This window comes from Streptomyces sp. CMB-StM0423 (assembly GCF_002847285.1).
Lineage (GTDB): Bacteria > Actinomycetota > Actinomycetes > Streptomycetales > Streptomycetaceae > Streptomyces.
The window spans coordinates 6,872,707-6,891,848 of record NZ_CP025407.1 but is presented as its reverse complement, the minus strand read 5'-3'; the positions used below and the strand labels follow the sequence as shown (position 1 = coordinate 6,891,848).

Sequence of the window (19,142 nt, the reverse complement as noted above, 5' to 3'; positions counted from 1 at the left end):
TGTGCATGGCCCGCCCCCGCAAGCCCCTGCTGAGCCGCGAGCGCATCGTCGCGGCGGCGCTCGCCCTCGTCGACGCCGAGGGACTGCAGGCCGTGTCCACCCGGCGGCTCGCGGCCGAGCTGGGGGTCAGCGGCCCCTCGCTCTACAACCACTTCACGACGAAGGACGAACTGCTGGACGCCGCGGTCGACGCCGTGGTCGCCGAAGTCGACCTGTCGATGTTCGCGGACGGCCTGCCGTGGCCCGAGGCGCTGCTGGCCTGGGCGAGGTCGTACCGGGCGGCGCTGGCCGCGCACCCGAACATCGTGCCCGTGCTCGCCCAGGGCCCCGGCCGCAGGCCGGCGGCGCTGCGGCTGGCGGACGCCGTCTTCGGCGGCATGGTCGCGGCGGGCTGGCCGCCGGCGCAGGCCACCCGGGTCGGCGCGCTGATGCGGTACTACGTGGCCGGATCCGCGCTGGGCTCGTTCGCGGGCGGCTTCGTCGCCGACCCGGCGGCGTACGACCCGGCGGACTATCCGCACCTCGGCCGGGCGCATCTGCTGGCGGAGCACCGCCGGGAGGTGGACGAGGGCGCGTTCGAGACCGGGCTGCGGGCGCTCGTGGACGGGCTGAAATTGCAGTTCGCCCAGCTCAGCGGCCAGCCGTCGACCTGACGCGGGCCGAGCGCGGGGATGCCGCCCGGCGAGCCGCGGGCGGGGCTATGATCCCGCAATGGCCGACCTGGTACGCGTGATCTACCGCAAGTACGACGGCACCCTCCACTGGAACTCGACCATGCGCCGGCTCGGTGAGGACGAGCACGGCGTCTGGCTCGGCCAGCCCGCGGGCGGCACGACACGCAAGGGCACCGGCCCGCCCGTGATCTTCGAGTGCGCGCACGTGGCGCTCTTCCCCCGTGACGCCTGGTGGACCGCCGAGTTCAACGCCCCGCCGCGGCGCACCGACCTCTACGCGGACATCACCACGCCGCCGCGCTGGCGCTCGGCCGCGGAGGTCACGATGGTCGACCTGGACCTCGACGTCGCCCGGCGGCGCGGGGAGCACGAGCCGCGGCTGCTGGACGAGGACGAGTTCGCCGACCACCGGGTGCGCTACGGCTACTCGGCGGAGACCGTCGCGCAGGCGACGGCGTCCGCGGAGTGGCTGATGACGGCGGTGGCCGCGGGCACGGAGCCGTTCGCGGGGGCGTACCGGCACTGGCTCGAACAGGTGGCGGACGGCTAGCACGGACCGCGCTCCCCGGCCGGCGGGTCAGTGTCGCGCCGAGAGGCGTGAATTCGCAGGTCCGGTGTCGGTGGGCCGACCTACCATGGCGGACATGGCCCAGTCGAACACCTTCGTACGCCCCCGCCCGCCACGCCCCGCCGGCGGGCGCCGATGAGCGCCGGGACGCCCGACGCCCCGGTGGCCGATCCGCTGCGCGGGCCGACGCTCGCGGAGCTGCGCCGGCGGACGTCGGTGAAGTGGCGGGCGTATCCGCCCGACGTGCTGCCGCTGTGGGTCGCCGAGATGGACACGCAGCTCGCCGCGCCCGTCGCCGAGGCGGTGCGCGCGGCGATCGACCTGGGCGACACGGGGTACGCGACGGTCGAGCCGTACGCGGAGGCGGTGGCGGAGTTCGCCGAGCGCCGCTGGGACTGGCAGGTGCCGACGGAGCGGATAGCCCTCGTGCCGGACGTGATGCGCGGCATCGCCGAGGTGCTGAAGCTGGTCACGGCCCCTGACGACGTGGTCGTCGTCAACTCCCCGGTCTACCCGCCGTTCTACGCCTACACCGAGCACATGGGCCTCCGCGTGGTCGAGGCCCCGCTGGGGGAGGACGGGCGCATCGGCTTCGCCGCGCTGGCGGACGCGTTCACCGCCGCGCGCGCCGGCGGCCATCGCGCCGCGTACCTGCTGTGCAGCCCGCACAACCCGACCGGCACCGTGCACACCGCCGCCGAGCTGGCACAGGTTGCCGCGCTCGCCGGGGAGCACGGGGTGCGGGTCGTCGCCGACGAGATACATGCCCCGCTGGTGCCGCCGGGCGCGCGGCACGTCCCGTATCTGACCGTGCCCGGCGCGGAGCGCGGCTTCGCGCTGCTGTCGGCGTCCAAGGCGTGGAACCTCGCGGGGCTCAAGTCCGCGGTCGCCGTCGCGGGCGAGAAGTCGGCGGGCGAGCTGGCGCTGCTGCCGCAGGAGATGTCGCACGGGGCGAGCCACCTCGGTGCCCTCGCGCACGTGGCCGCGTTCCGGCACGGCGGCCCGTGGCTCGACGCGCTGCTCGCCGGCCTCGACGAGAACCGGCGGCTGCTCGGACGGCTGCTGGCGGAGCGGCTGCCGGGGGTGGAGTACCGCGTTCCGGGCGGTACGTTCCTGGCCTGGCTGGACTGCCGCGCGCTGGGACTCGGGGACGATCCCGCGGCGTTGTTCCTGGAACGCGGGCGGGTGGCGCTGGCGTCGGGGATCCCGTTCGGCACCGGCGGCGCGGGCCACGCGCGGCTCAACTTCGCCACCTCGCCCGAGGTGCTGACCGAGGCGGTGGACCGGATGGCCACCGCCGTGGACGCGTCGCCCCAGCCGGGAGGCAGGCCATGACCGACGACATGACGGCGGACCGCCAGGACGACAAGGCGGCCGGCAAGCGCAGCCGCGCGGCACGGCGCGGCGCCCCTGGCGCGGGAGCGCGGGCGGGGAAGGCGGCGACGCCCGCGGGCCGCCCGCCCGTGCACGCCTTCCGGGACGACGCCCTCGGCGCGCACGACGCCGTCGCCCTCGCGGCGCTCGTCCGCGACGGCGAGGTCGGTGCCGGGGAGCTGGCCCGGGCCGCGGTGGAGCGGATCCGGCTCGTCGACCCCGAGTTGCACGCGGTCGCCGTCCCGGCCTACGACACGTACCGGACGGACGGCGCGGCCACGGGACCGCTCGCCGGCGTACCCACACTGCTCAAGGACAACACCGACTACGGCGGCCTCCCCACCGGCCACGGCAGCGCGGCCTTCACCCCGCAGGCCGCGCCGCGGCACGCGCCGTTCACGCGCCAGTTCCTGAGCACCGGCATGACCTTCCTCGGCAAGACCCGGCTGCCGGAGTTCGGCTTCAACGCCAGCACGGAGTACGAGGACGACGAGCCGGTCCGCAACCCCTGGCACCCCTCCTACTCCCCCGGCGGCTCCTCCGGCGGCAGCGCCGCCCTCGTCGCCTCCGGCGCCGTGCCGATCGCGCACGCCAACGACGGCGGCGGCTCCATCCGCATTCCCGCCGCGTGCTGCGGGCTCGTCGGCCTCAAGCCGACCCGGGGCCGGGTCGTGGCCAACGAGACGGGCCGCAGGCTGCCCATCGACATGGTCGGCGACGGGGTGCTGAGCCGGTCCGTGCGCGACACCGCCGCGTTCCTCGCCGCCGCAGAACGGCACTGGCGCAACCCGCGCATGCCCCCGCTCGGCCTGGTCGAGGGCCCGGGCACGCGCCGGCTGCGGATCGGCCTGGTGGCCGAGTCGCCGACCGGCGTGCCGACCGACGCCGCCACGCGCGCGGCCGTCGCGGCGGTCGCCACCGCGCTGGCGGGGCAGGGGCACACGGTCGAGACCTACGCGCTGCCGCTCGACGGCCGCTTCGAGCAGGACTTCATCGCGTACTGGGGGCTGCTCGCGTTCCTCGCCGGCGCGGGCGGCCGGCTCGTGTACGACAGGCACTTCGACGCACGCCGGATGGACGGCCTGAGCAAGGGCCTGCGCTCGACGTACGTGCGCCGGATGCACACCACCCCGGCGTTCCTGCGCCGCCTGCGCCGCGCGGCGGACCAGGCGTACGACGCGGCGCTCACGCGCTACGACGTGCTGCTGTCCCCGGTCCTCGCGCACACCACCCCGCGCCTGGGCCACCTGTCGCCGAACGTCCCGTACGAGGAACTGCTGAACCGCCTGCGCGCGTACGTGGCGTTCACCCCCATCAACAACATCAACGGCAGCCCCGCGATCTCCCTGCCCGCCCCGGCCATGGAACCGGCACCCGCGGACGGCATGCCGGTGGGCGTGATGCTCTCGGCGGCCCACGGCGACGAACGCACCCTGCTGGAGCTGGCCTTCGCCCTGGAGGCGGACCTGCCCTGGCGCCGGATCCAGGACGCCTGAGAGAACGAGGAAAGCCGGATGGTCTTCGGAAAGCTGGTGAAGCTGCGGGCGTTCGAGCCCGCGGAGGCGGACGCGCTGTGGCGGTGGAACCACGACCCCGACGTGATGCGCTGGATGGACGACGGCTACGCGGCGTCGCTGGCGCGGGTCCGCCGGAACCTGGAGGAGCGCGCCCCGAACGCGTACGGCGACGTGCTGTACGCGGTCGAAGTGCTGGCCGACGGCGCGCTGATCGGCCTCGTCCGGCTGCGCGACGCCGAGCCGGAGACGGGCCTGGCGGAGCTGGACGTCTACCTCGGTGAGAAGGAGTACTGGGGCCGCGGCTACGCCACCGACGCGCTGCGCGCGATATGCCGCTTCGGCTTCGAGGACATGCGGCTGCACAAGATCTCGCTGACGGTGGTGACCGAGAACCACGCGGCGATCGGCGTCTACAAGAAGGTGGGATTCGTGGAGGAGGGCCGGCTGCGGTCCGTGTTCCGGCGGGACGGGCGCTGGTACGACCAGTTCACGATGGGGCTGCTGGAGGGCGAACTGCTGGACGACAGGCCGTAGCACCGGCCCCGGAACGGCACGGGCACGGGCAACGGCACGGACCAGGTGCCCGGCCGGGACGGCCGGGCACCTGGGTTCGGCGGGGGGTGGATCGGCGTTCCGCCCCGCGCCGGCCGGCCCGGGGGCCGGGCCGTCGCCGCCGCCCCTCGCGGCGACGACGGGTCTCGGGGCGGGCTCAGCCGCAGTCGGCCTCCACCGCGCCCGCCGACCAGCGGACGCCGCCGAGGAGATGGCGGACGAAGTCCGGCTCCGCGTACGACTCGGCGGTGTGGCCGCCGCCGGTGTAGAACGACCGGCCGCCCTCGTACTCCTGGCACCAGGCGATGGGGTGGTCCTCCCCCATCTGCCCGCCGTTGTAGGTCGACTCGTCGAGCGTGGCCAGCACGTGCGCGGTATCGCGCGCGTTGGCCCGGTAGTCGTACCACTCGTCGTTGCGGACCCACTGGTCGTCCAGGTGCGCGGTGGCGTCGTGCGCGTGGTCCTCCACGTTCACCGTGGCCTGCTGGATCGCCGGGTGGGAGGCGAACCAGGCGCCGACCAGCTCGCCGTAGAACGGCCAGCCGTACTCGGTGTCGGCGGCGGCGTGGATGCCCATGTAGCCGCCGCCTCCCCTGATGTAGCCCTCGAACGCCGCCTGCTGGGTCCCGTCGAGCACGTCGCCCGTCGTGTGCAGGAAGACGACCGACTCGTACTGGGCGAGGTTCGCCGCCGTGAACGCACCGGCGTCCTCCGTGGCCGTGACCGAGAAGTCGTTCTCGGTGCCCAGTTTGGTGAGCGCCGCGACGCCCTCGTCGATCGAGTCGTGCCGGAAGCCGGCCGTCTTGGAGAAGACCAGCACGTCGAAGGCGGCGGCCTGGTCGGCAGCCGGCGACTCGGGCGCGGGCGCCGCCGTCGCGCCGCTCGTCGGTACCGCCGCCGCGGCGCACAGCAGTGCGCAGGCCGCGGCCGGGATGGCGAGCCGTCCGGCCCGCCGCTTCTTGTCGTCTGTCACTGTTCGCCTCCGGAGCCGAGGATGAAGGAGTCGACGGTGAAGGGCGCGTCGCCCGCGCCCGTGAAGACCAGGTGCAGCGTCGTGGTCTCCGCCGGCGCGTCGGCCAGCGTGGTGGTCACGTCCTCGTACGTGTCCGCGCCCCCGGTCGCCGGCACGTCGACGGTGCCGAGCAGCGCGCCGTCCGGCGCCCCGGCGCGTACCTCGATCGCGCCGCCCGCCGCCGCCGCGGCCACGCGGGCGGTGAACTCGCCGTCCTCGACCAGGTACGGGCTGAACGCGATCCAGTCGCCGTCGTCGATGCCGCCGAGGCGCGCGCCGCCCTCCGCCGACTCCGCCTGCTCGGCCTCGACGCCCTCGGCGGTCGTGAAGTGCTCCGCCTGCCGGTGCCGGGGCTGCGCGAGGTGCTGGTCGGTGACGATGGTGCCGTCCGCGTCCGTGTACTTGGCGGTGAAGACGCCGAAGATGTCGGCGCTCACGTCGTGCCCGCCGTCCGTCGGCGTCTGCAGGGTGCCGGAGCAGCCCGCAGCGGACGCGAGGTGGTGGGCGTGCGAGTCGTGGCCCAGCAGGTAGTCGAGGGTCACCTTCGAGCAGTCGACCTCGCCGCCCTCGGGGTCGGTCACCTCGATCTCGAACGGCACGGCGTCGCCGAACTCGAAGAGCTGCCCGTCGCCCGGCAGTCGCAGCTCCACGGAGGCCGCGCTCTCGGCCGGCGCGCTGTCGCTGCGCCCGCCGCCGGCCTTCACCACCTCCGGCTTCCCGCCCGCCCCGGCTCCGGCCGACTGCCCCGCCGGTACGTGCTCGATGCGGTAGAGCGCACTTGAGGCGTCGCCGCTGCCGAAGCCGGTGCCGTAGTCCAGGACGTACAGCGCCCCGTCGGGCCCGAAGGCCATGTCCATCACCTGCGTGCCGGACCAGGGGAAGGCGTTGATGGACTGGACCCCGCCGGAGCCGTCGACCTTGATGTTCTTGATCCAGCGGCGGCCGAACTCGCCGGCGAAGTAGTCGCCGTCGAACTCCTCGGGGAACTTCACGGCCGAGTCGAGGTCCGCGTCGTAGTGGTAGACGGGGCCGCCCATCGGGGATTCCGAGCCGTTGCCGAACTCGGGGACGGAATTGCCGTCGTAGGGAATCCAGGCCGCCTGGGCGGGGGGCAGTTCGGTCAGGCCGGTGTTGTGCGGCGAGTTGTTGACGGGCGCGCCGCAGTTGTACGTGCCGCCGGAGGAGCCGTTGCCGAAGTCGTATTCGACGTAGGCGTCGTTGTCGCCGGTGCAGTAGGGCCAGCCGAAGTTGCCCGGCTCGGTGATGCGGTTGAACTCGACCTGGCCGCCCGGGCCGCGGGTGGCGCTGGCGGTGCCGGCGTCGGGGCCGTAGTCGCCGAGGTAGACGACACCGGTCGCTTTGTCGACGCTCATCCGGAACGGGTTGCGGAAGCCCATGGCGTAGATCTCGGGCTTGGTCTTCGCCGTGCCGGGCGCGAACAGGTTGCCGTCCGGGATGTCGTACGAACCGTCCGCGTTGACCTTGATCCGCAGGACCTTGCCGCGCAGGTCGTTGGTGTTGCCGGCGGAGCGCTGGGCGTCGAACGCCGGGTTCCGGTCGGCCCGTTCGTCGATGGGCGTGTAGCCGTCCGAGGCGAACGGATTGGTGTCGTCGCCGGTGGACAGGTACAGGTTGCCCTGGGCGTCGAAGTCGATGTCGCCGCCGACGTGGCAGCACTGGCCGCGGGAGGTCGGGACCTCCAGCACGGTGACCTCGCTGCCCATGTCCAGCGTGCCGTTCGCGCTCAGCACGAACCGCGAGAGCCGGTTCACGCCGTCGAAGCGCGCGAAGTCGGCCGGGCTGCCGGTCTCGGGGGCGCCGCCGCCGGGGGTGTTCAGGGGCGGGGCGTAGTAGAGGTAGACGAAGCGGTTGGACGCGAAGCCGGGGTCGGCGGCGACGCCTTGCAGGCCCTCCTCGTCGTTGGTGTAGACGGGGAGCTTGCCCGCGACGCTGGTGTCGCCGTCGGCATGGGTCAGGCGCAGCGTGCCGTCGCGCGCGGTGTGCAGCACCGACCGGTCGGGCAGCACGGCCAGCGACATGGGTTCGCCCGTGTCGGGTACGCCCTTGGCGAGTTCGACCTGCCGGAACTCCGCCGCCGCGGCCTGCGGCGGGGCGGCCGTGGCCGTCTGCGTGACGGTGAGCGCGACCACGCCCGACGTCACGAGCAGGCCGCCGGACAATGCGGCCATGACCTTTCTCAGTTTCCTGTGCACGCGCTTCCTCCGTGGAGAGGTCGGTGGGGGGTTGCACAGGCGCGCGCCGTCGCGCCACGGGGCGGCGTCGTCCTCAGGAGGGGGGTGACAACGCCGTCCCGGTCTGACCGGTCCGCATCAAGTTAACTTCTTTTCGCCACTCTGGGAACTGCTTCGACCCCACCGCACACAAACTTTATCCACCAAGAGCCCAAAGGGCGGAGAGAGTTACAGGAAAGCGCATCCGGCCGCCCCGTGTCGCCAAGAAGTGAAGACAAGTACGTTATCGCAGCTTGATCGTCAGGACACTTTCTTTCCGCCAGTCGTACGGCTTTCGTCAAGTAACCCGGCTGACGGCCTTCAGAACACCACGAGCGCCCGGCCCCCGCGCCCCGCCAGCATCGCGTCGAACGCCGCCGGGATGCCGTCGAGCCCGATGCGGGCGGTGACGAGCCCGCCCAGGTCCAGCTCCCCCGCGCGTACGTGCGCGGCGATGGCGGGCAGGTCCCGGGCCGGGTCGCTGTTGCCGTAGACGCAACCGGCGAGCGTGCGGCCGAAGTAGAACAGCTCCAGTGCGGAGAACGACACCCGCTCCTCCTGCCCGCCGATGCCGACGACCGTCGTCCGTCCGCCGCGCCGCGTGCTGGACCAGGCGGTGCGTATCGACTCCGCCCGGCCGGCGCACTCGATCGCCACGTCGGCGCCGATCCCGGCGGTCAGCGTACGGATCCGCTTCGCGGTGTCGCGCTCCCCGCCCGGCGCGGCGAGGACGAAGTCGGTGGCCCCCGCGGCGCGCGCCAGTTCCTCCTTCGCCGGCGACACGTCCACCGCGACGAGCGGCCCGGCGCCCGCGATCCGGGCGGCCTGCAGCACGGCGAGCCCCACGCCGCCGGCGCCGAAGACGGCGGCCGACTCCCCGGCCCGTACCGCGGCGGCGTGGTGCACGGCGCCCCAGCCGGTGAGCACGGCGCAGCCGAGGAGCGCGGCGTCGGCCAGCGGTACCCCGGCGGGCAGGGGCAGCACGGCGCGGGCGGGCACGACGGTCTCCTCGGCGAAGGCGGCGGTGCCCAGGCCCGGGTAGAGGCCGGCGCCGTCGCGGGTGGCGTACGGCTCGGCCGCGGCGGCGCCCGCCGCGGCGCACAGCCACGGCTCGCCGAGCCCGCAGTAGTGGCACGCGCCGCAGGAGGGCGCCCAGTTGAGCACCACTTCGTCCCCGGTGGCCACGCCGGTGACGCCGTCGCCGACCGCGACGACGGTGCCCGCGCCCTCGTGGCCGAGGACCGCGGGTACCGGCTGGCGCAGCGTGCCGTTCGCGAGGGAGAGGTCGGAGTGGCAGACGCCGGCGGCGGCGAGGCGGACGCGCACGCGGCCGGGCCCGGGGGCGGGGACGTCGATGTCGGCGAGTTCGAGCGGGGAGCCGATCGCGGGCAGGACGGCGGCGCGGGTCATCGGGGGCTCCGTATCTCCGGGTGGCGGCGGGGTGCGTACGTCAGAACTGCAGCGACTTCGTGTGCAGGAACTCCGCGAGCCCGGCCACCCCCAGCTCGCGGCCGATGCCCGACTGCTTGTGGCCGCCGAACGGCGCCAGCGGGTCGAACTTCCCGCCGTTGACGACGACCGTGCCGGTCTCCATCCGCCGGGCGAACGCCGCCGCCTCCGCCTCGTCGGCCGCCCACACGGCGCCGGCCAGTCCGTAGACCGTGCCGTTGGCGATGCGCAGGGCGTCGTCCTCGTCCTCGTACGGCATGATCGCCAGCACCGGGCCGAAGATCTCCTCCTGCGCGATGGTCATGTCGGGGGTGACGTCGGCGAAGACGGTGGGCTGGACGAAGTAGCCGCGCTCGCGCCCCTCGGGAGCCCCGGCCCCGCCGGCGAGGAGCACGGCGCCTTCCGCGGTGCCGCGCTCGATGTGGCCGCGGACGCGCTCGCGCTGTACGGCGCTGACGACGGGGCCGAGGCGGGTGGCGGGGTCGCGGGGGTCGCCTGGCGCGTACTTGGTCAGGGCGGTGGTCGCCAGGGTGAGTGCCTGGTCGTACGCGGCCCTGTGGACGAGCATCCGGGTCCAGGCGGTGCAGGTCTGGCCGGAGTTGGCCATGACGTTGGCGACACCGGCGTTGACGGCTCTGGCGAGGTCCGCGCCCGGCAGGATGACGTTCGCGGACTTGCCGCCCAGCTCCAGCGCCACGGGCTTGACCGCCGCGCCCGCCGCCGCGGCGACGGTCCGGCCGACGGCGGTGGAGCCGGTGAACGACAGGAAGTCGGTGCCGGGGTGCTCCGCCAGCGCCCGGCCGGCCTCGGCGCCGTACCCGGTGACGACGTTGAGGACGCCGGGCGGGAAGCCGGCCGCGGCGACGGCCTCGGCGAAGATCCGGGCGACCAGCGGGGTGTTCTCGGCGGGCTTGAGCACCACGGTGCAGCCGGCGGCGAGCGCGGGGGCGGCCTTGGCGACGATCTGGTGCAGCGGGTAGTTCCACGGCGTGATCGCGCCGACGACGCCCACGGGCTCGTGCAGGACGGTGGCGGTCCCGGCCTTCTCCTCGTACGGGTACGCGGCGCCGATCTCCGCGTACGAGGCGGAGACGGCGACCGGCACCGCGGCGTGCACCTTCCGGCTGAACGTCAGCGGCGCGCCCAGCTCCGCGGTGACCGTGGCGGCGACGTCCTCCGCCCGGGCGGCCAGCGCGTCGCTGAGCGCCCCGACGCGCGCGGCCCGGTCGGCGGGCGGGGTCGCCGCCCAGCGGGGGAACGCGGCGCGGGCGGCGGCGACGGCGGCGTCCACGTCGGCGGCGGTGCCGGCCGGGACGGTGGCGATGACCTGCTCGTCGGCGGGGTCGACGACCTCGATGACGCCGCCGCCGGCGGCGGGCTGCCAGCGGCCGTCGATGAACATGCCGTCGTGAGCCTGCATCGGTACGTCTCCCGGTGGATCGGCGGTGTGCGTACCGCACCAAACTAGCGCCGGTAGTTTTCGGCGCCCAGGCCGGCCGCGCGTGCGGTGGGTCACGCGCGCCGGGTGGCGCCGTCCGCGTCCACCTGAGACCATTCCTATGGTTCCCCATAGGAATGGTGAGAGAAAGCGGGCGGTGCCCCCATGACCAGCAGCGCAGAGCAGGGACGGGCCGAGCAGGGACGGGCGGGGGAGGCGCGCGGCGAGCAGGAGCGCGCCGAGCGGGCGCGCAAGACCGCCGAGAGGCTGTCGTACCTCTCCGGCTTCGGCAACCAGCACAGCTCCGAGGCCGTCCCCGGCGCCCTGCCCACCGGGCGCAACTCCCCCCAGCGCGCCCCCCTCGGGCTCTACGCCGAGCAGTTGTCGGGCTCCGCGTTCACCGAGCCCCGCGCCCACAACCGGCGCTCCTGGCTCTACCGCATCCGCCCCTCCGCCGCCCACCCCCGCTTCGTCCGCGCGGACAACGGCGCCCTGCGCACCGCCCCGTTCACCGAGGCGGTCCCCGACCCCAACCGGCTCCGCTGGAACCCGCTGCCCGAACCCCCGGCGGGCACCGACTTCCTGGCCGGTCTGTGGACCCTCGGCGGCAACGGCGACGTCACCCAGCGCACCGGCATGGCGATCCACCTCTACGCCGCCAACGCCCCCATGGACCGCGTCTTCTCCGACGCCGACGGCGAACTCCTCGTCGTCCCCGAGCACGGCGGCCTGCTGCTGCGCACCGAACTCGGCCTGCTGTGCGCCGAGCCGGGACACGTCGCCCTCGTACCCCGCGGCGTCCGCTTCCGCGTCGAGCCGCTGACCGCGGGCGCCACCGTGCGCGGCTACGTCTGCGAGAACTACGGCAGCCCCTTCGTCCTCCCCGACCTCGGCCCCATCGGCGCCAACGGCCTGGCCAACCCCCGCGACTTCCTCGCCCCTGTCGCGGCGTACGAGGAGGCGGCGGGCCCGGTCGAGGTCGTCAGCAAGTTCTGCGGCAACCTGTGGACGGCCACGTACGACCACTCCCCGCTCGACGTCGTCGCCTGGCACGGCAACCACGTCCCGTACGTCTACGACCTGCACCGCTTCAACGTCATCGGCACCATCAGCTACGACCACCCCGACCCGTCCATCTTCACCGTCCTCACCTCGCCCTCCGACACCCCGGGGCTCGCGGGCGTCGACTTCGTCGTCTTCGCGCCGCGCTGGCTCGTCGGCGAGGACACCTTCCGGCCGCCGTACTTCCACCGGAACGTGATGAGCGAGTACATGGGCCTCGTCGACGGCGCGTACGACGCGAAGACTGCCGGACCGGGAGGTTTCGTGCCCGGCGGCGGCTCGCTGCACAACATGATGTCCGCGCACGGCCCCGACCAGGAGACCTTCGACCGCGCCTCGGCCGCCGAGCTGAAGCCGCAGAAGATCGACGACGGGCTGGCGTTCATGTTCGAGACCCGCTGGCCGGTCACGCTCACGCCGCAGGCGCGGGACGCCGACCACCTCCAGCAGGGCTACGACGACGTGTGGCGGGGGCTGCGGCAAGAATTCAGGCCATGACCGGCCTCTTCGCCCCCGACTCCCTCCAGCTCAACCGCAAGCTGCCGCTGTGGTACCAGGTGTCGCAGTCCCTGCGCGCCTCGATCCTCGGCCGCCCCCCGGACGCGCCGCTGCGGCTGCCGACGGAGGAACAGCTCGCCGGGCACTACGGCGTCAGCGTGCTCACGCTCCGCCAGGCCCTCAAGGAGCTGGAGGAGGAGGGTCTGATCACGCGGCACCGCCGGCGCGGCACGTTCATCGAGGCCACCGCCCGGCACACCGCCCCCGTCCGGCTGCTGGGCTCGGTCGACGCGATCGTCGCCCAGCAGTCCGGCGACCGCACGACGCTCCTGGCCCACGGCCCCGCCCCGGTCCCCGCGGACCTCGCCGGGTACTTCCCGGATCTCGCCGAGGCCATGACGTACCGCCGCCTGCGCCACGACGGCACCACCGGCGAGGCCACCAACTGGGCCGACAACACCGTCCACCCGGAAGCGGCGGCCCGCATCGACCCGGCGGACCTGGAGCGCTGGCCGATGACGAAGGTCCTCCGCGACCGCGCCGGCATCCACATCGCCCGCATCACGGACACGGTCACCGCCACGCTGGCGGAACCGGAGACGGTCGAACTGCTCGGAGTCCCGCTGCTGAGCCCGATCCTGCACTACACGGGCGTCTCGTACGACGACGGCGGCAGGGTGGTGGACGTGGCCAGGATCCGCTACCGCGGCGACCGTTTCTCGTTCAGCGTGACGCTGGAGGCACCGTAGCCCCGGAACGGCCCGCGAGCCGGCGGCGGCCGGCCGGTCGAGCGGTTGATATGCCACCCGCGGCTTCCACTGGTCGCCGGCCTGGACGCGGAACGTCCTGCGGTCCGACTTCTGGGACTGCGAGGCGGGACGAACACACGAACTCGCCTCCGTCGGCGCCGGGTCGGGCGGCTACGGCGATACAGCCGACTGGACCGGATGGAGCGGACGCCCACTGCGGCATGGCATCCCGACCGGCCGCTGCTCGTGGTGTCGGGCGAGGACGGAGTGGTGCGGTGGACTCCCGCCGGGCTCTCGGGGCTGGAGGGACTGCCACCTGACGCCGACTACCGAACTCTGGACCGAGGGCGCCCGAAGCGAGGTCGAGGACGTCGGAGCGGTGCCACGCGCTGTCTTCGTCACCTCCTGACCACGGCGGCGCCCACAACGCCCGGCCGTCCGGGCTGAGACCGCCCCCGCCGCGATGCGGGTGCTTCGCCGGGCACTGATCCTGGACGCCGACGGCTACGAGACGCCGGTCTTCAGCGCAGACGGACGCCATCTGGCGATTCGCGGCAACGCGGTGGAGGTCTTCGAGTTCCCTTCCCTCCGCCGCGTGCTGGCGACCACCCTCGGCGAACCCGGTCCTGGCTTTCCCTACCCGCAGGAGTGGCTCGACCGGATGAGCGCCTGGTCACGGGAGAACATCGCGTTCGGGGCCCACCGGGCATCCTCTGGGTCGGAACCCCGAAGGGAACTTTCGTCGCACTCGATGTCGACGGTCGGCACGCGGTCGAGCACGCCGTACTCGCCGGCTCCCCGGTAGCCGCGCTGGGCGCCCTGGCGACGGGCGAGTTGGCCGTCGCCGGCGGTGGCGGCGAACTCGTGCTCGTGTCCGTGCGCGCCGAGTCCGGGGAGACCTCCGGCACAACCGGCGCTACGTCGAGAGCCGCGGTCATCGCGTTCCTGGACGCCACCTCCGACCTTCCGGACGATGGTGATCCGGAGACCCACCTGGTCCTGTCCGACGGGACCCGCGCCTGGGATCCGGATGACCTGGCAGCCGTCACCACCGCGGCCCCGGGGGATCCGGGCTGGCTGCAGCTTCGGGCGGCGTTCAACAGCGCGCGACGGGACGATGACGGCGCCGGGGATGTCGCAGCGGGATCGTAGGATGCGAAGCGCCCTGCGGGGGCTCGGGGATCGAGGGGAGGTCGCGGGATGGGTGGTTCGGCGGACGGTGGTCCGGCCGTGGCGGAGCCCGCCGCGTCCGCGGCGGAGGGCCCGGCGGAGGAGCCGCCGGCGGAGGAGCGGCCCGCGCGCGCGGACTCCGCGGCGGACGCGCCCGCGGTCCCTGCGGCGCGGCGGGCCGTGGTCAAGCCGCGGGCATCCGTCGAAGGTGCGACGCCCGCCCCTGCCCGTCAGCTCGCCGAAGGCGACTCCGCCCCGCTGCTCGCCGATCTCATGCCCTGGGGCGTCGCCCCGCTGCGGCTCGGGCGGGGGTGGGTCATGGCGCCCGACGCCGCCTCGTTGCGGCGGCGGTGGGATGCGCTCGTACGGGCCGAAGGCGACGAGCGGGACGCACTCTTCCGGGCGACGCGGGCGCGGACGACGCACAGTGCCGTGGCGCAGTTGCCCGGCCGGGCCGCCGGGACCGGGCGGCTGGCGCGGGAGGAGGGGCCGTGTCCCGAGCCGGTGCGGGTGCTGCACGGGGCGTACGACCAGCAGTGGCTGATCCCCGACAACCGGCTGCTCGACGCCGCCCGCCCCGAGTTGTGGCGGGTCGCGGACGACCGGCAGTTGTTCGCCGTCGAGGCGGGATACGTCACGCCGGGCCCCGGCGGGTCCTGCGGGCTGGCCGTGGTCGCGTCCGCGCTGCTGCCGGACGGGCGCTCGCCCGCCGGGCGGCCGGGCCGGATCCGGCCGCTGTACCGGCGCCCCCGGGGCCGGGAGCCCAACCTCCCGCCGCGGCTGCTGCGTTGGCTGGGACGGCGGCTGGGCGGGAAGGTCGGTCCCGAGGACGTGTTCGCGTGGGCGCTGGCCACGGGGCGGGCCACCCCGCGCGGCTGCGCGGTGCCGCTGACCGCGGACCCCGAGGCGTGGCGGGCCGGCGTGGCGCGCGGGCGGCGGCTGCTGGAGGTGCAGCTCCGCGGCGCCCGCGGCGGCGGCAGGCCCCGGCTCCCGGGCGGCCGGCGGCCGTATGTGCGGGCGGCGCTGCCGGCCAGGCCCGCGGAGGTGTCGTACGACCCGGAGGAGGAGGCGCTGCTCCTCGGCGAGGGCCGCATCTCGCCGGTGCCGCGCGGCGCATGGGAGTTCACGGCGGGCGGCGTCTCCGTGCTGGAGCAGTGGATCGCGGCACGGCTGGAGCCCGCCGAGCCGGGGACGCTGGCGGCGATACGGCCCGGGGCCTGGCCGCAGGAGTGGACGTCGGAGCTGCTGGAGCTGATCACGGTGCTGGCGCTGCTCGCGGAGGCGGCGGACCCGGGCGCGGACGAGGCGCGGGGCACGGACGGCTCGTACCCCGCGGAGATCACCGCGGCCGAACTGCACGAGGCGGGCATCCTGCCCGCCCCGCCCTCGTCCCGCCGCCCGGCGTCGGTGCTGGACCACCACGAGGAGGGCCCGGAGGGCCAGTTCGCCCTGATATGAGCGCGCCGCGGCGCGCCGGGGTCTGTCGTCGATCTCGCGTCGTTCGCCCGCAGGGCGGGCTGCGCGGCGGCCGGTGCGTGCGATCGCAAGGCGGACGGTCGTCCGCACAGTGGGCCTGTCCGGTCGATCCCGACAACGCGGCGAGCGTGCGTGCCAGGCGCCCCCACAGCACGCTGCGCGCACGTGGGCGGTACCCCCAGCCGCAGACGGGAGATTGACGACAGACCCTAGCGGCGTACCGCGTCGAAGGCGTCGGCGATGCCCGTGCCGTAGAAGCCGTTGTGGCGAGCGTCGCCCTCGCAGACGGCGTTCTCGGTGCCGTCGCCGTCCGGGTCGTAGGTGTCGGGGCAGCCGGGGTCGTCGGCGTGGGCGGCCAGGAGGGCGCGCAGTTCCGCGGGAGAGGCGCGCGGGTGCGTGCGCTTCAGGAGCGCCGCGACGCCGGAGACCTGGGCGGTGGCGGTCTCGACCCGGTCCAGAGTGGTGGCGTCGGTTGCGCTGTTGACGACGTACGACAGCGGATCGCCCGGCGCCGCAGCCGGGCCCGGCGTGCCGCCCGTCGCGGCGGCGCCGGGCGGGAGCCCGATCGCTGCGGTCGCGGCGAGGCCGGGCGGCAGGGCGAGCAGACGCCGGGAGAGATGCATGGCTGAGGAACGTGATCTCGGGGCGGGACGCCTTTCAAGAGGGCGTCGGGCAGCCCCGGTCGACCTGGCAGAGCCCTGTCACTCCGGCCCGCCGGAGGTCTCGAAGCCGTCCAGCACCCGTCCCAGCATCCGCTGGAACGCCGCCTCGTAGTCCCCCGGTTCCGCCGCCTGGGCCAGGGTCGCGGCCAGGTGCGGATACTCGCCCGTCGCCAACTGCCCCGCCAGATACGCCCCCCGGACCGCCTGTTCCTCCGCCTCGGTCCACGGCAGCGCGCGGGCCCGTTCCGCGAGGGCGATCTCGAACGTGACGTAGCTGGTCACCGACGCCGTGACCATCGCGAGCAGCTCCATCTTCGTGCCCGGCGGCACGTCCAGGCCCGCCAGGGCGGCGAGGAACCGGTCGAGGTAGCGCAGCGCGTGGGGTGTGAACCCGTACGCCGTGGTCGCGGTGAGCCGCGGCAGCCAGGGGTGCCGGCGCATCAGGTCCCGCGACTGCTCCGCCAGCGCCAGCACGTCGGCGCGCCAGTCGCCGGTGAGGGGCACCGACAGGTCGTACTCGGCGCTGACCGCATCGACCATCAGCTCGTGCAGGTCCTCCTTGCGCGGCACGTAGTTGTAGAGCGACATGGTGCCGCTGCCGATCTCGGCGGCGACGCGGCGCATCGTGACCGCGTCGAGCCCGTCCGCGTCGGCGATGCGGACCGCGGCGGCGGCGATCGCGGCGCGGCTGTGCGCGGGGCGCGGGCCGCGGCCCGCGCGCTCCGGGCGGGTCCAGATCACCTCGGGGGTGGCGCCGCGCGCCGACCCGTCGGCGGCTCGTCCGCTCGCTGCCATCGCTGCCTTCCTCGGTGCCGTCGGGTGGCGGTTTACGTACAGCGTACTGAGTCGGTTATGCTCGGCCGCATGACAACTACGTACGCTGTACTTAGTGAGGCGCTGGAGAAGCGCTACGGCGACGTCCACGCCCTCCGCGGGCTCGACCTCGCCATTCCCGAGGGCACCGTCTGCGGCCTCCTCGGCCCGAACGGGGCCGGCAAGACCACCGCCGTACGCGTGCTGACCACGCTCGTCGCGCCGGACGCCGGCACCGCGCGGGTCGCCGGGCACGACGTCGCCGCCGAGCCGGCCGCCGTGCGCCGCGCCATAGGCGTCACCGGGCAGGCCACATCCGTGGACGACGACCTGTCGGGGCGCGAGAACCTGCGCCTCTTCGCCCGGCTGCTGCGCCTGCGCGGGCCCGCGGGGCGGGAGCGGGCGGACGAGCTGCTGGCGCGGTTCGGCCTCGCGGAGGCCGCCGACCGGCCGGCCCGCACGTACTCCGGCGGCATGCGGCGGCGTCTCGACCTGGCCGCCAGCCTGCTGGCCCGGCCGCGGGTGCTCTTCCTCGACGAGCCGACCACCGGGCTCGACCCGGCCAGCCGCGAGCAGATCTGGGCGGCGGTGCGCGAGCTGGCGGCGGCGGGCACGACGGTGCTGCTGACGACGCAGTACCTGGAGGAGGCCGACCGGCTGGCCGACTCGGTGGTGGTCGTCGACCACGGCCGGGCGGCCGTCACCGGCACGCCGGACGAGCTGAAGCAGCGCGTGGGCGCGTACGCGGAGGTGGTCGTGGCCGACGAGACGGCGCTCGCGGCGGCGGCCGTGGTGCTCGGACCGCTCACCGGCGGCGAGCCGCGGCTGGACGCCGAGCGGCGCGCGGTGGGGGCGGCCGCGTACGACCCGGAGCTGACGCTGCCGCGCGTGGTGCGGGAGTTGGACGCCGCCGGGGTGCCGGTGGTCGACGCGACCCTGCGCCGGCCGACGCTGGACGAGGTGTTCCTGCGGCTCACCGGGGCGGACGCCGCCGGGACCGCCCAGGACACGAAGGAGGCGGCGGCATGAGCGACCTCGCGTATGACGGCATGGCCATCGTCGGCCGCCAGTTGCAGCGCGCCCGGCGCAACCCCGCGCTGCTCGTCATCACCCAGATCATGCCGCTGACGCTGCTGCTCTTCTTCGGCTACGTCTTCGGCAACTCGGTCTCACTCCCCGGCGACGCCGACTACCGCACGTACATCGTCCCGGGCCTCTTCGCCACCACCGCCGCCGGCGGCCTCGTCACCGGCATGCTCCAGGCCGCCGTCGACACAGGGCGCGGAGTGACGGAGCGCTTCCGGGCGCTGCCGATCAGCCGGGCGGCGGTGCCGCTGGGGCACGCGGTGGCGGACGTGCTGCTGTTCGCCGCCGGGCTGGTGCCGCTGGTCGCGGTGGGCTACGCCGTGGGCTGGCGGAACGACGGCTCCGCGGCGGCGACGGCCGGAGCGCTGGGGCTGCTGCTCCTGCTGCGGTTCACCTCGGCGTGGATCGGGATCCACCTCGGCATGGCGGTGGGCAACGAGGAGGCGGCGGGGCAGTTGGCGAGCACGACGTTCATGCTGCAGTTGCTGTCCAACGCGTACGTACCGACCCACGGCATGCCCGGCTGGCTGCGGGCGGTGGTGGAGTGGAACCCGCTCAGCGCGTACGTCACCGCCGTACGGGACCTGACGGGCAGCGCGCCGCCGGGGCTGGACGACGCACCGGGCGCGGCATGGCCGATGACGCATCCGGTGGCGGCGGCGCTGGTCTGGTCGGTGGCGCTGCTGGCCGTGTTCGTACCGCTGGCCGTGCGGCGCAGCGCGCGGGGACGGGGCTGAGACACGCTGCTACGGGTCTGTTCGGGTGGGGGGTTCGAACGGACGCGGGCAGCGATCGGGGCGGGCGCGGCATG

17 protein-coding genes are annotated in these 19,142 nt (G+C 74.6%); 11 read left to right on the top strand and 6 right to left on the bottom strand.

The genetic code is table 11. The features are described 5' to 3' along the window. The first annotated feature begins 5 nt into the window (after positions 1-5). The 5 genes from CXR04_RS29955 (at position 6) to CXR04_RS29935 (ending at position 4,667) form a co-directional block, all read left to right on the top strand. Complete coding sequence (locus tag CXR04_RS29955; protein ID WP_101425338.1) at positions 6-653, top strand: TetR/AcrR family transcriptional regulator; 648 nt, start codon at positions 6-8, stop codon at positions 651-653. A gap of 58 nt (positions 654-711) precedes the next feature. Then, entirely contained in the window at positions 712-1,224 is a 513-nt protein-coding gene (locus tag CXR04_RS29950) for a DUF402 domain-containing protein (RefSeq protein ID WP_101425337.1), read from the top strand. Positions 1,225-1,377: 153 nt separating this feature from the next. Next, the gene (locus CXR04_RS29945; RefSeq protein WP_101425336.1) at positions 1,378-2,577 is read left to right on the top strand and encodes a MalY/PatB family protein; all 1,200 of its coding nucleotides are present in this window, start codon (positions 1,378-1,380) and stop codon (positions 2,575-2,577) included. After that, on the top strand, positions 2,574-4,112 hold the full coding sequence (locus tag CXR04_RS29940) for an amidase (RefSeq protein ID WP_101425335.1): 1,539 nt from the start codon (positions 2,574-2,576) through the stop codon (positions 4,110-4,112). Before CXR04_RS29945 ends, CXR04_RS29940 begins: the two co-directional genes overlap by 4 nt. A gap of 18 nt (positions 4,113-4,130) precedes the next feature. Then, positions 4,131-4,667: a GNAT family N-acetyltransferase gene (locus CXR04_RS29935; RefSeq protein ID WP_101425334.1), complete on the top strand. Its 537-nt coding sequence runs from the start codon at positions 4,131-4,133 to the stop codon at positions 4,665-4,667. Between the two features lie 175 nt (positions 4,668-4,842). Here CXR04_RS29935 and CXR04_RS29930 read toward each other — a convergent pair whose 3' ends face one another. The 4 genes from CXR04_RS29930 to CXR04_RS29915 form a co-directional block, all read right to left on the bottom strand. Then, the gene (locus CXR04_RS29930; protein ID WP_101425333.1) at positions 4,843-5,658 is read right to left on the bottom strand and encodes a ThuA domain-containing protein; all 816 of its coding nucleotides are present in this window, start codon (positions 5,656-5,658) and stop codon (positions 4,843-4,845) included. After that, a complete protein-coding gene (locus CXR04_RS29925) occupies positions 5,655-7,886 on the bottom strand; it encodes a PQQ-dependent sugar dehydrogenase (RefSeq protein WP_234380834.1) in 2,232 nt (743 codons plus the stop codon). The genes CXR04_RS29930 and CXR04_RS29925 overlap by 4 nt, the downstream gene beginning before the upstream one ends. A 363-nt stretch (positions 7,887-8,249) precedes the next feature. Beyond that, a complete protein-coding gene (locus CXR04_RS29920; RefSeq protein WP_101425332.1) occupies positions 8,250-9,338 on the bottom strand; it encodes a Zn-dependent alcohol dehydrogenase in 1,089 nt (362 codons plus the stop codon). Between the two features lie 40 nt (positions 9,339-9,378). Beyond that, entirely contained in the window at positions 9,379-10,797 is a 1,419-nt protein-coding gene (locus CXR04_RS29915; RefSeq protein WP_101425331.1) for an aldehyde dehydrogenase family protein, read from the bottom strand. Between the two features lie 183 nt (positions 10,798-10,980). Between CXR04_RS29915 and hmgA the strand changes: the two genes are divergently transcribed. The 4 genes from hmgA to CXR04_RS29895 all read left to right on the top strand — a co-directional run bounded on the left by hmgA (position 10,981) and on the right by CXR04_RS29895 (position 15,752). Continuing rightward, positions 10,981-12,375, top strand: coding sequence for a homogentisate 1,2-dioxygenase (hmgA, locus tag CXR04_RS29910; protein WP_234380555.1), 1,395 nt, complete (start codon positions 10,981-10,983; stop codon positions 12,373-12,375). Next, positions 12,372-13,124 (top strand): GntR family transcriptional regulator, encoded by a 753-nt coding sequence (locus CXR04_RS29905; RefSeq protein WP_101425330.1) that lies wholly within the window; start codon positions 12,372-12,374, stop codon positions 13,122-13,124. The genes hmgA and CXR04_RS29905 overlap by 4 nt, the downstream gene beginning before the upstream one ends. Before the next feature lie 648 nt (positions 13,125-13,772). Beyond that, entirely contained in the window at positions 13,773-14,276 is a 504-nt protein-coding gene (locus CXR04_RS29900; RefSeq protein WP_199850558.1) for a hypothetical protein, read from the top strand. Positions 14,277-14,324: 48 nt separating this feature from the next. Next, positions 14,325-15,752 (top strand): type ISP restriction/modification enzyme, encoded by a 1,428-nt coding sequence (locus CXR04_RS29895; RefSeq protein WP_101425329.1) that lies wholly within the window; start codon positions 14,325-14,327, stop codon positions 15,750-15,752. 227 nt (positions 15,753-15,979) lie between these two features. On the opposite strand, the gene CXR04_RS36970 is transcribed toward CXR04_RS29895, so the two are convergent. Next, entirely contained in the window at positions 15,980-16,393 is a 414-nt protein-coding gene (locus CXR04_RS36970) for a hypothetical protein (protein ID WP_442802420.1), read from the bottom strand. Between the two features lie 78 nt (positions 16,394-16,471). Continuing rightward, the gene (locus tag CXR04_RS29885; protein WP_101425328.1) at positions 16,472-17,227 is read right to left on the bottom strand and encodes a TetR/AcrR family transcriptional regulator C-terminal domain-containing protein; all 756 of its coding nucleotides are present in this window, start codon (positions 17,225-17,227) and stop codon (positions 16,472-16,474) included. A 69-nt stretch (positions 17,228-17,296) separates the two neighbouring features. Between CXR04_RS29885 and CXR04_RS29880 the strand changes: the two genes are divergently transcribed. Then, positions 17,297-18,274 (top strand): ATP-binding cassette domain-containing protein, encoded by a 978-nt coding sequence (locus CXR04_RS29880; RefSeq protein WP_101426679.1) that lies wholly within the window; start codon positions 17,297-17,299, stop codon positions 18,272-18,274. Next, positions 18,271-19,068, top strand: a complete 798-nt coding sequence (locus tag CXR04_RS29875) for an ABC transporter permease (protein ID WP_101425327.1) — start codon at positions 18,271-18,273, stop codon at positions 19,066-19,068. The genes CXR04_RS29880 and CXR04_RS29875 overlap by 4 nt, the downstream gene beginning before the upstream one ends. Positions 19,069-19,142 lie beyond the last annotated feature (74 nt).

What these genes read in the sequence shown, in the direction of transcription:
- CXR04_RS29955 (WP_101425338.1), top strand. Translation starts at nt 6, where the DNA reads ATGGCCCGCCCCCGCAAGCCCCTGCTGAGCCGCGAGCGCATCGTCGCG.
- CXR04_RS29950 (WP_101425337.1), top strand. Translation starts at nt 712, where the DNA reads ATGGCCGACCTGGTACGCGTGATCTACCGCAAGTACGACGGCACCCTC.
- CXR04_RS29945 (WP_101425336.1), top strand. Translation starts at nt 1,378, where the DNA reads ATGAGCGCCGGGACGCCCGACGCCCCGGTGGCCGATCCGCTGCGCGGG.
- CXR04_RS29940 (WP_101425335.1), top strand. Translation starts at nt 2,574, where the DNA reads ATGACCGACGACATGACGGCGGACCGCCAGGACGACAAGGCGGCCGGC.
- CXR04_RS29935 (WP_101425334.1), top strand. Translation starts at nt 4,131, where the DNA reads ATGGTCTTCGGAAAGCTGGTGAAGCTGCGGGCGTTCGAGCCCGCGGAG.
- CXR04_RS29925 (WP_234380834.1), bottom strand. Translation starts at nt 7,886, where the DNA reads ATGGCCGCATTGTCCGGCGGCCTGCTCGTGACGTCGGGCGTGGTCGCG.
- CXR04_RS29920 (WP_101425332.1), bottom strand. Translation starts at nt 9,338, where the DNA reads ATGACCCGCGCCGCCGTCCTGCCCGCGATCGGCTCCCCGCTCGAACTC.
- CXR04_RS29915 (WP_101425331.1), bottom strand. Translation starts at nt 10,797, where the DNA reads ATGCAGGCTCACGACGGCATGTTCATCGACGGCCGCTGGCAGCCCGCC.
- hmgA (WP_234380555.1), top strand. Translation starts at nt 10,981, where the DNA reads ATGACCAGCAGCGCAGAGCAGGGACGGGCCGAGCAGGGACGGGCGGGG.
- CXR04_RS29905 (WP_101425330.1), top strand. Translation starts at nt 12,372, where the DNA reads ATGACCGGCCTCTTCGCCCCCGACTCCCTCCAGCTCAACCGCAAGCTG.
- CXR04_RS29895 (WP_101425329.1), top strand. Translation starts at nt 14,325, where the DNA reads ATGGGTGGTTCGGCGGACGGTGGTCCGGCCGTGGCGGAGCCCGCCGCG.
- CXR04_RS36970 (WP_442802420.1), bottom strand. Translation starts at nt 16,393, where the DNA reads ATGCATCTCTCCCGGCGTCTGCTCGCCCTGCCGCCCGGCCTCGCCGCG.
- CXR04_RS29885 (WP_101425328.1), bottom strand. Translation starts at nt 17,227, where the DNA reads ATGGCAGCGAGCGGACGAGCCGCCGACGGGTCGGCGCGCGGCGCCACC.
- CXR04_RS29880 (WP_101426679.1), top strand. Translation starts at nt 17,297, where the DNA reads ATGACAACTACGTACGCTGTACTTAGTGAGGCGCTGGAGAAGCGCTAC.
- CXR04_RS29875 (WP_101425327.1), top strand. Translation starts at nt 18,271, where the DNA reads ATGAGCGACCTCGCGTATGACGGCATGGCCATCGTCGGCCGCCAGTTG.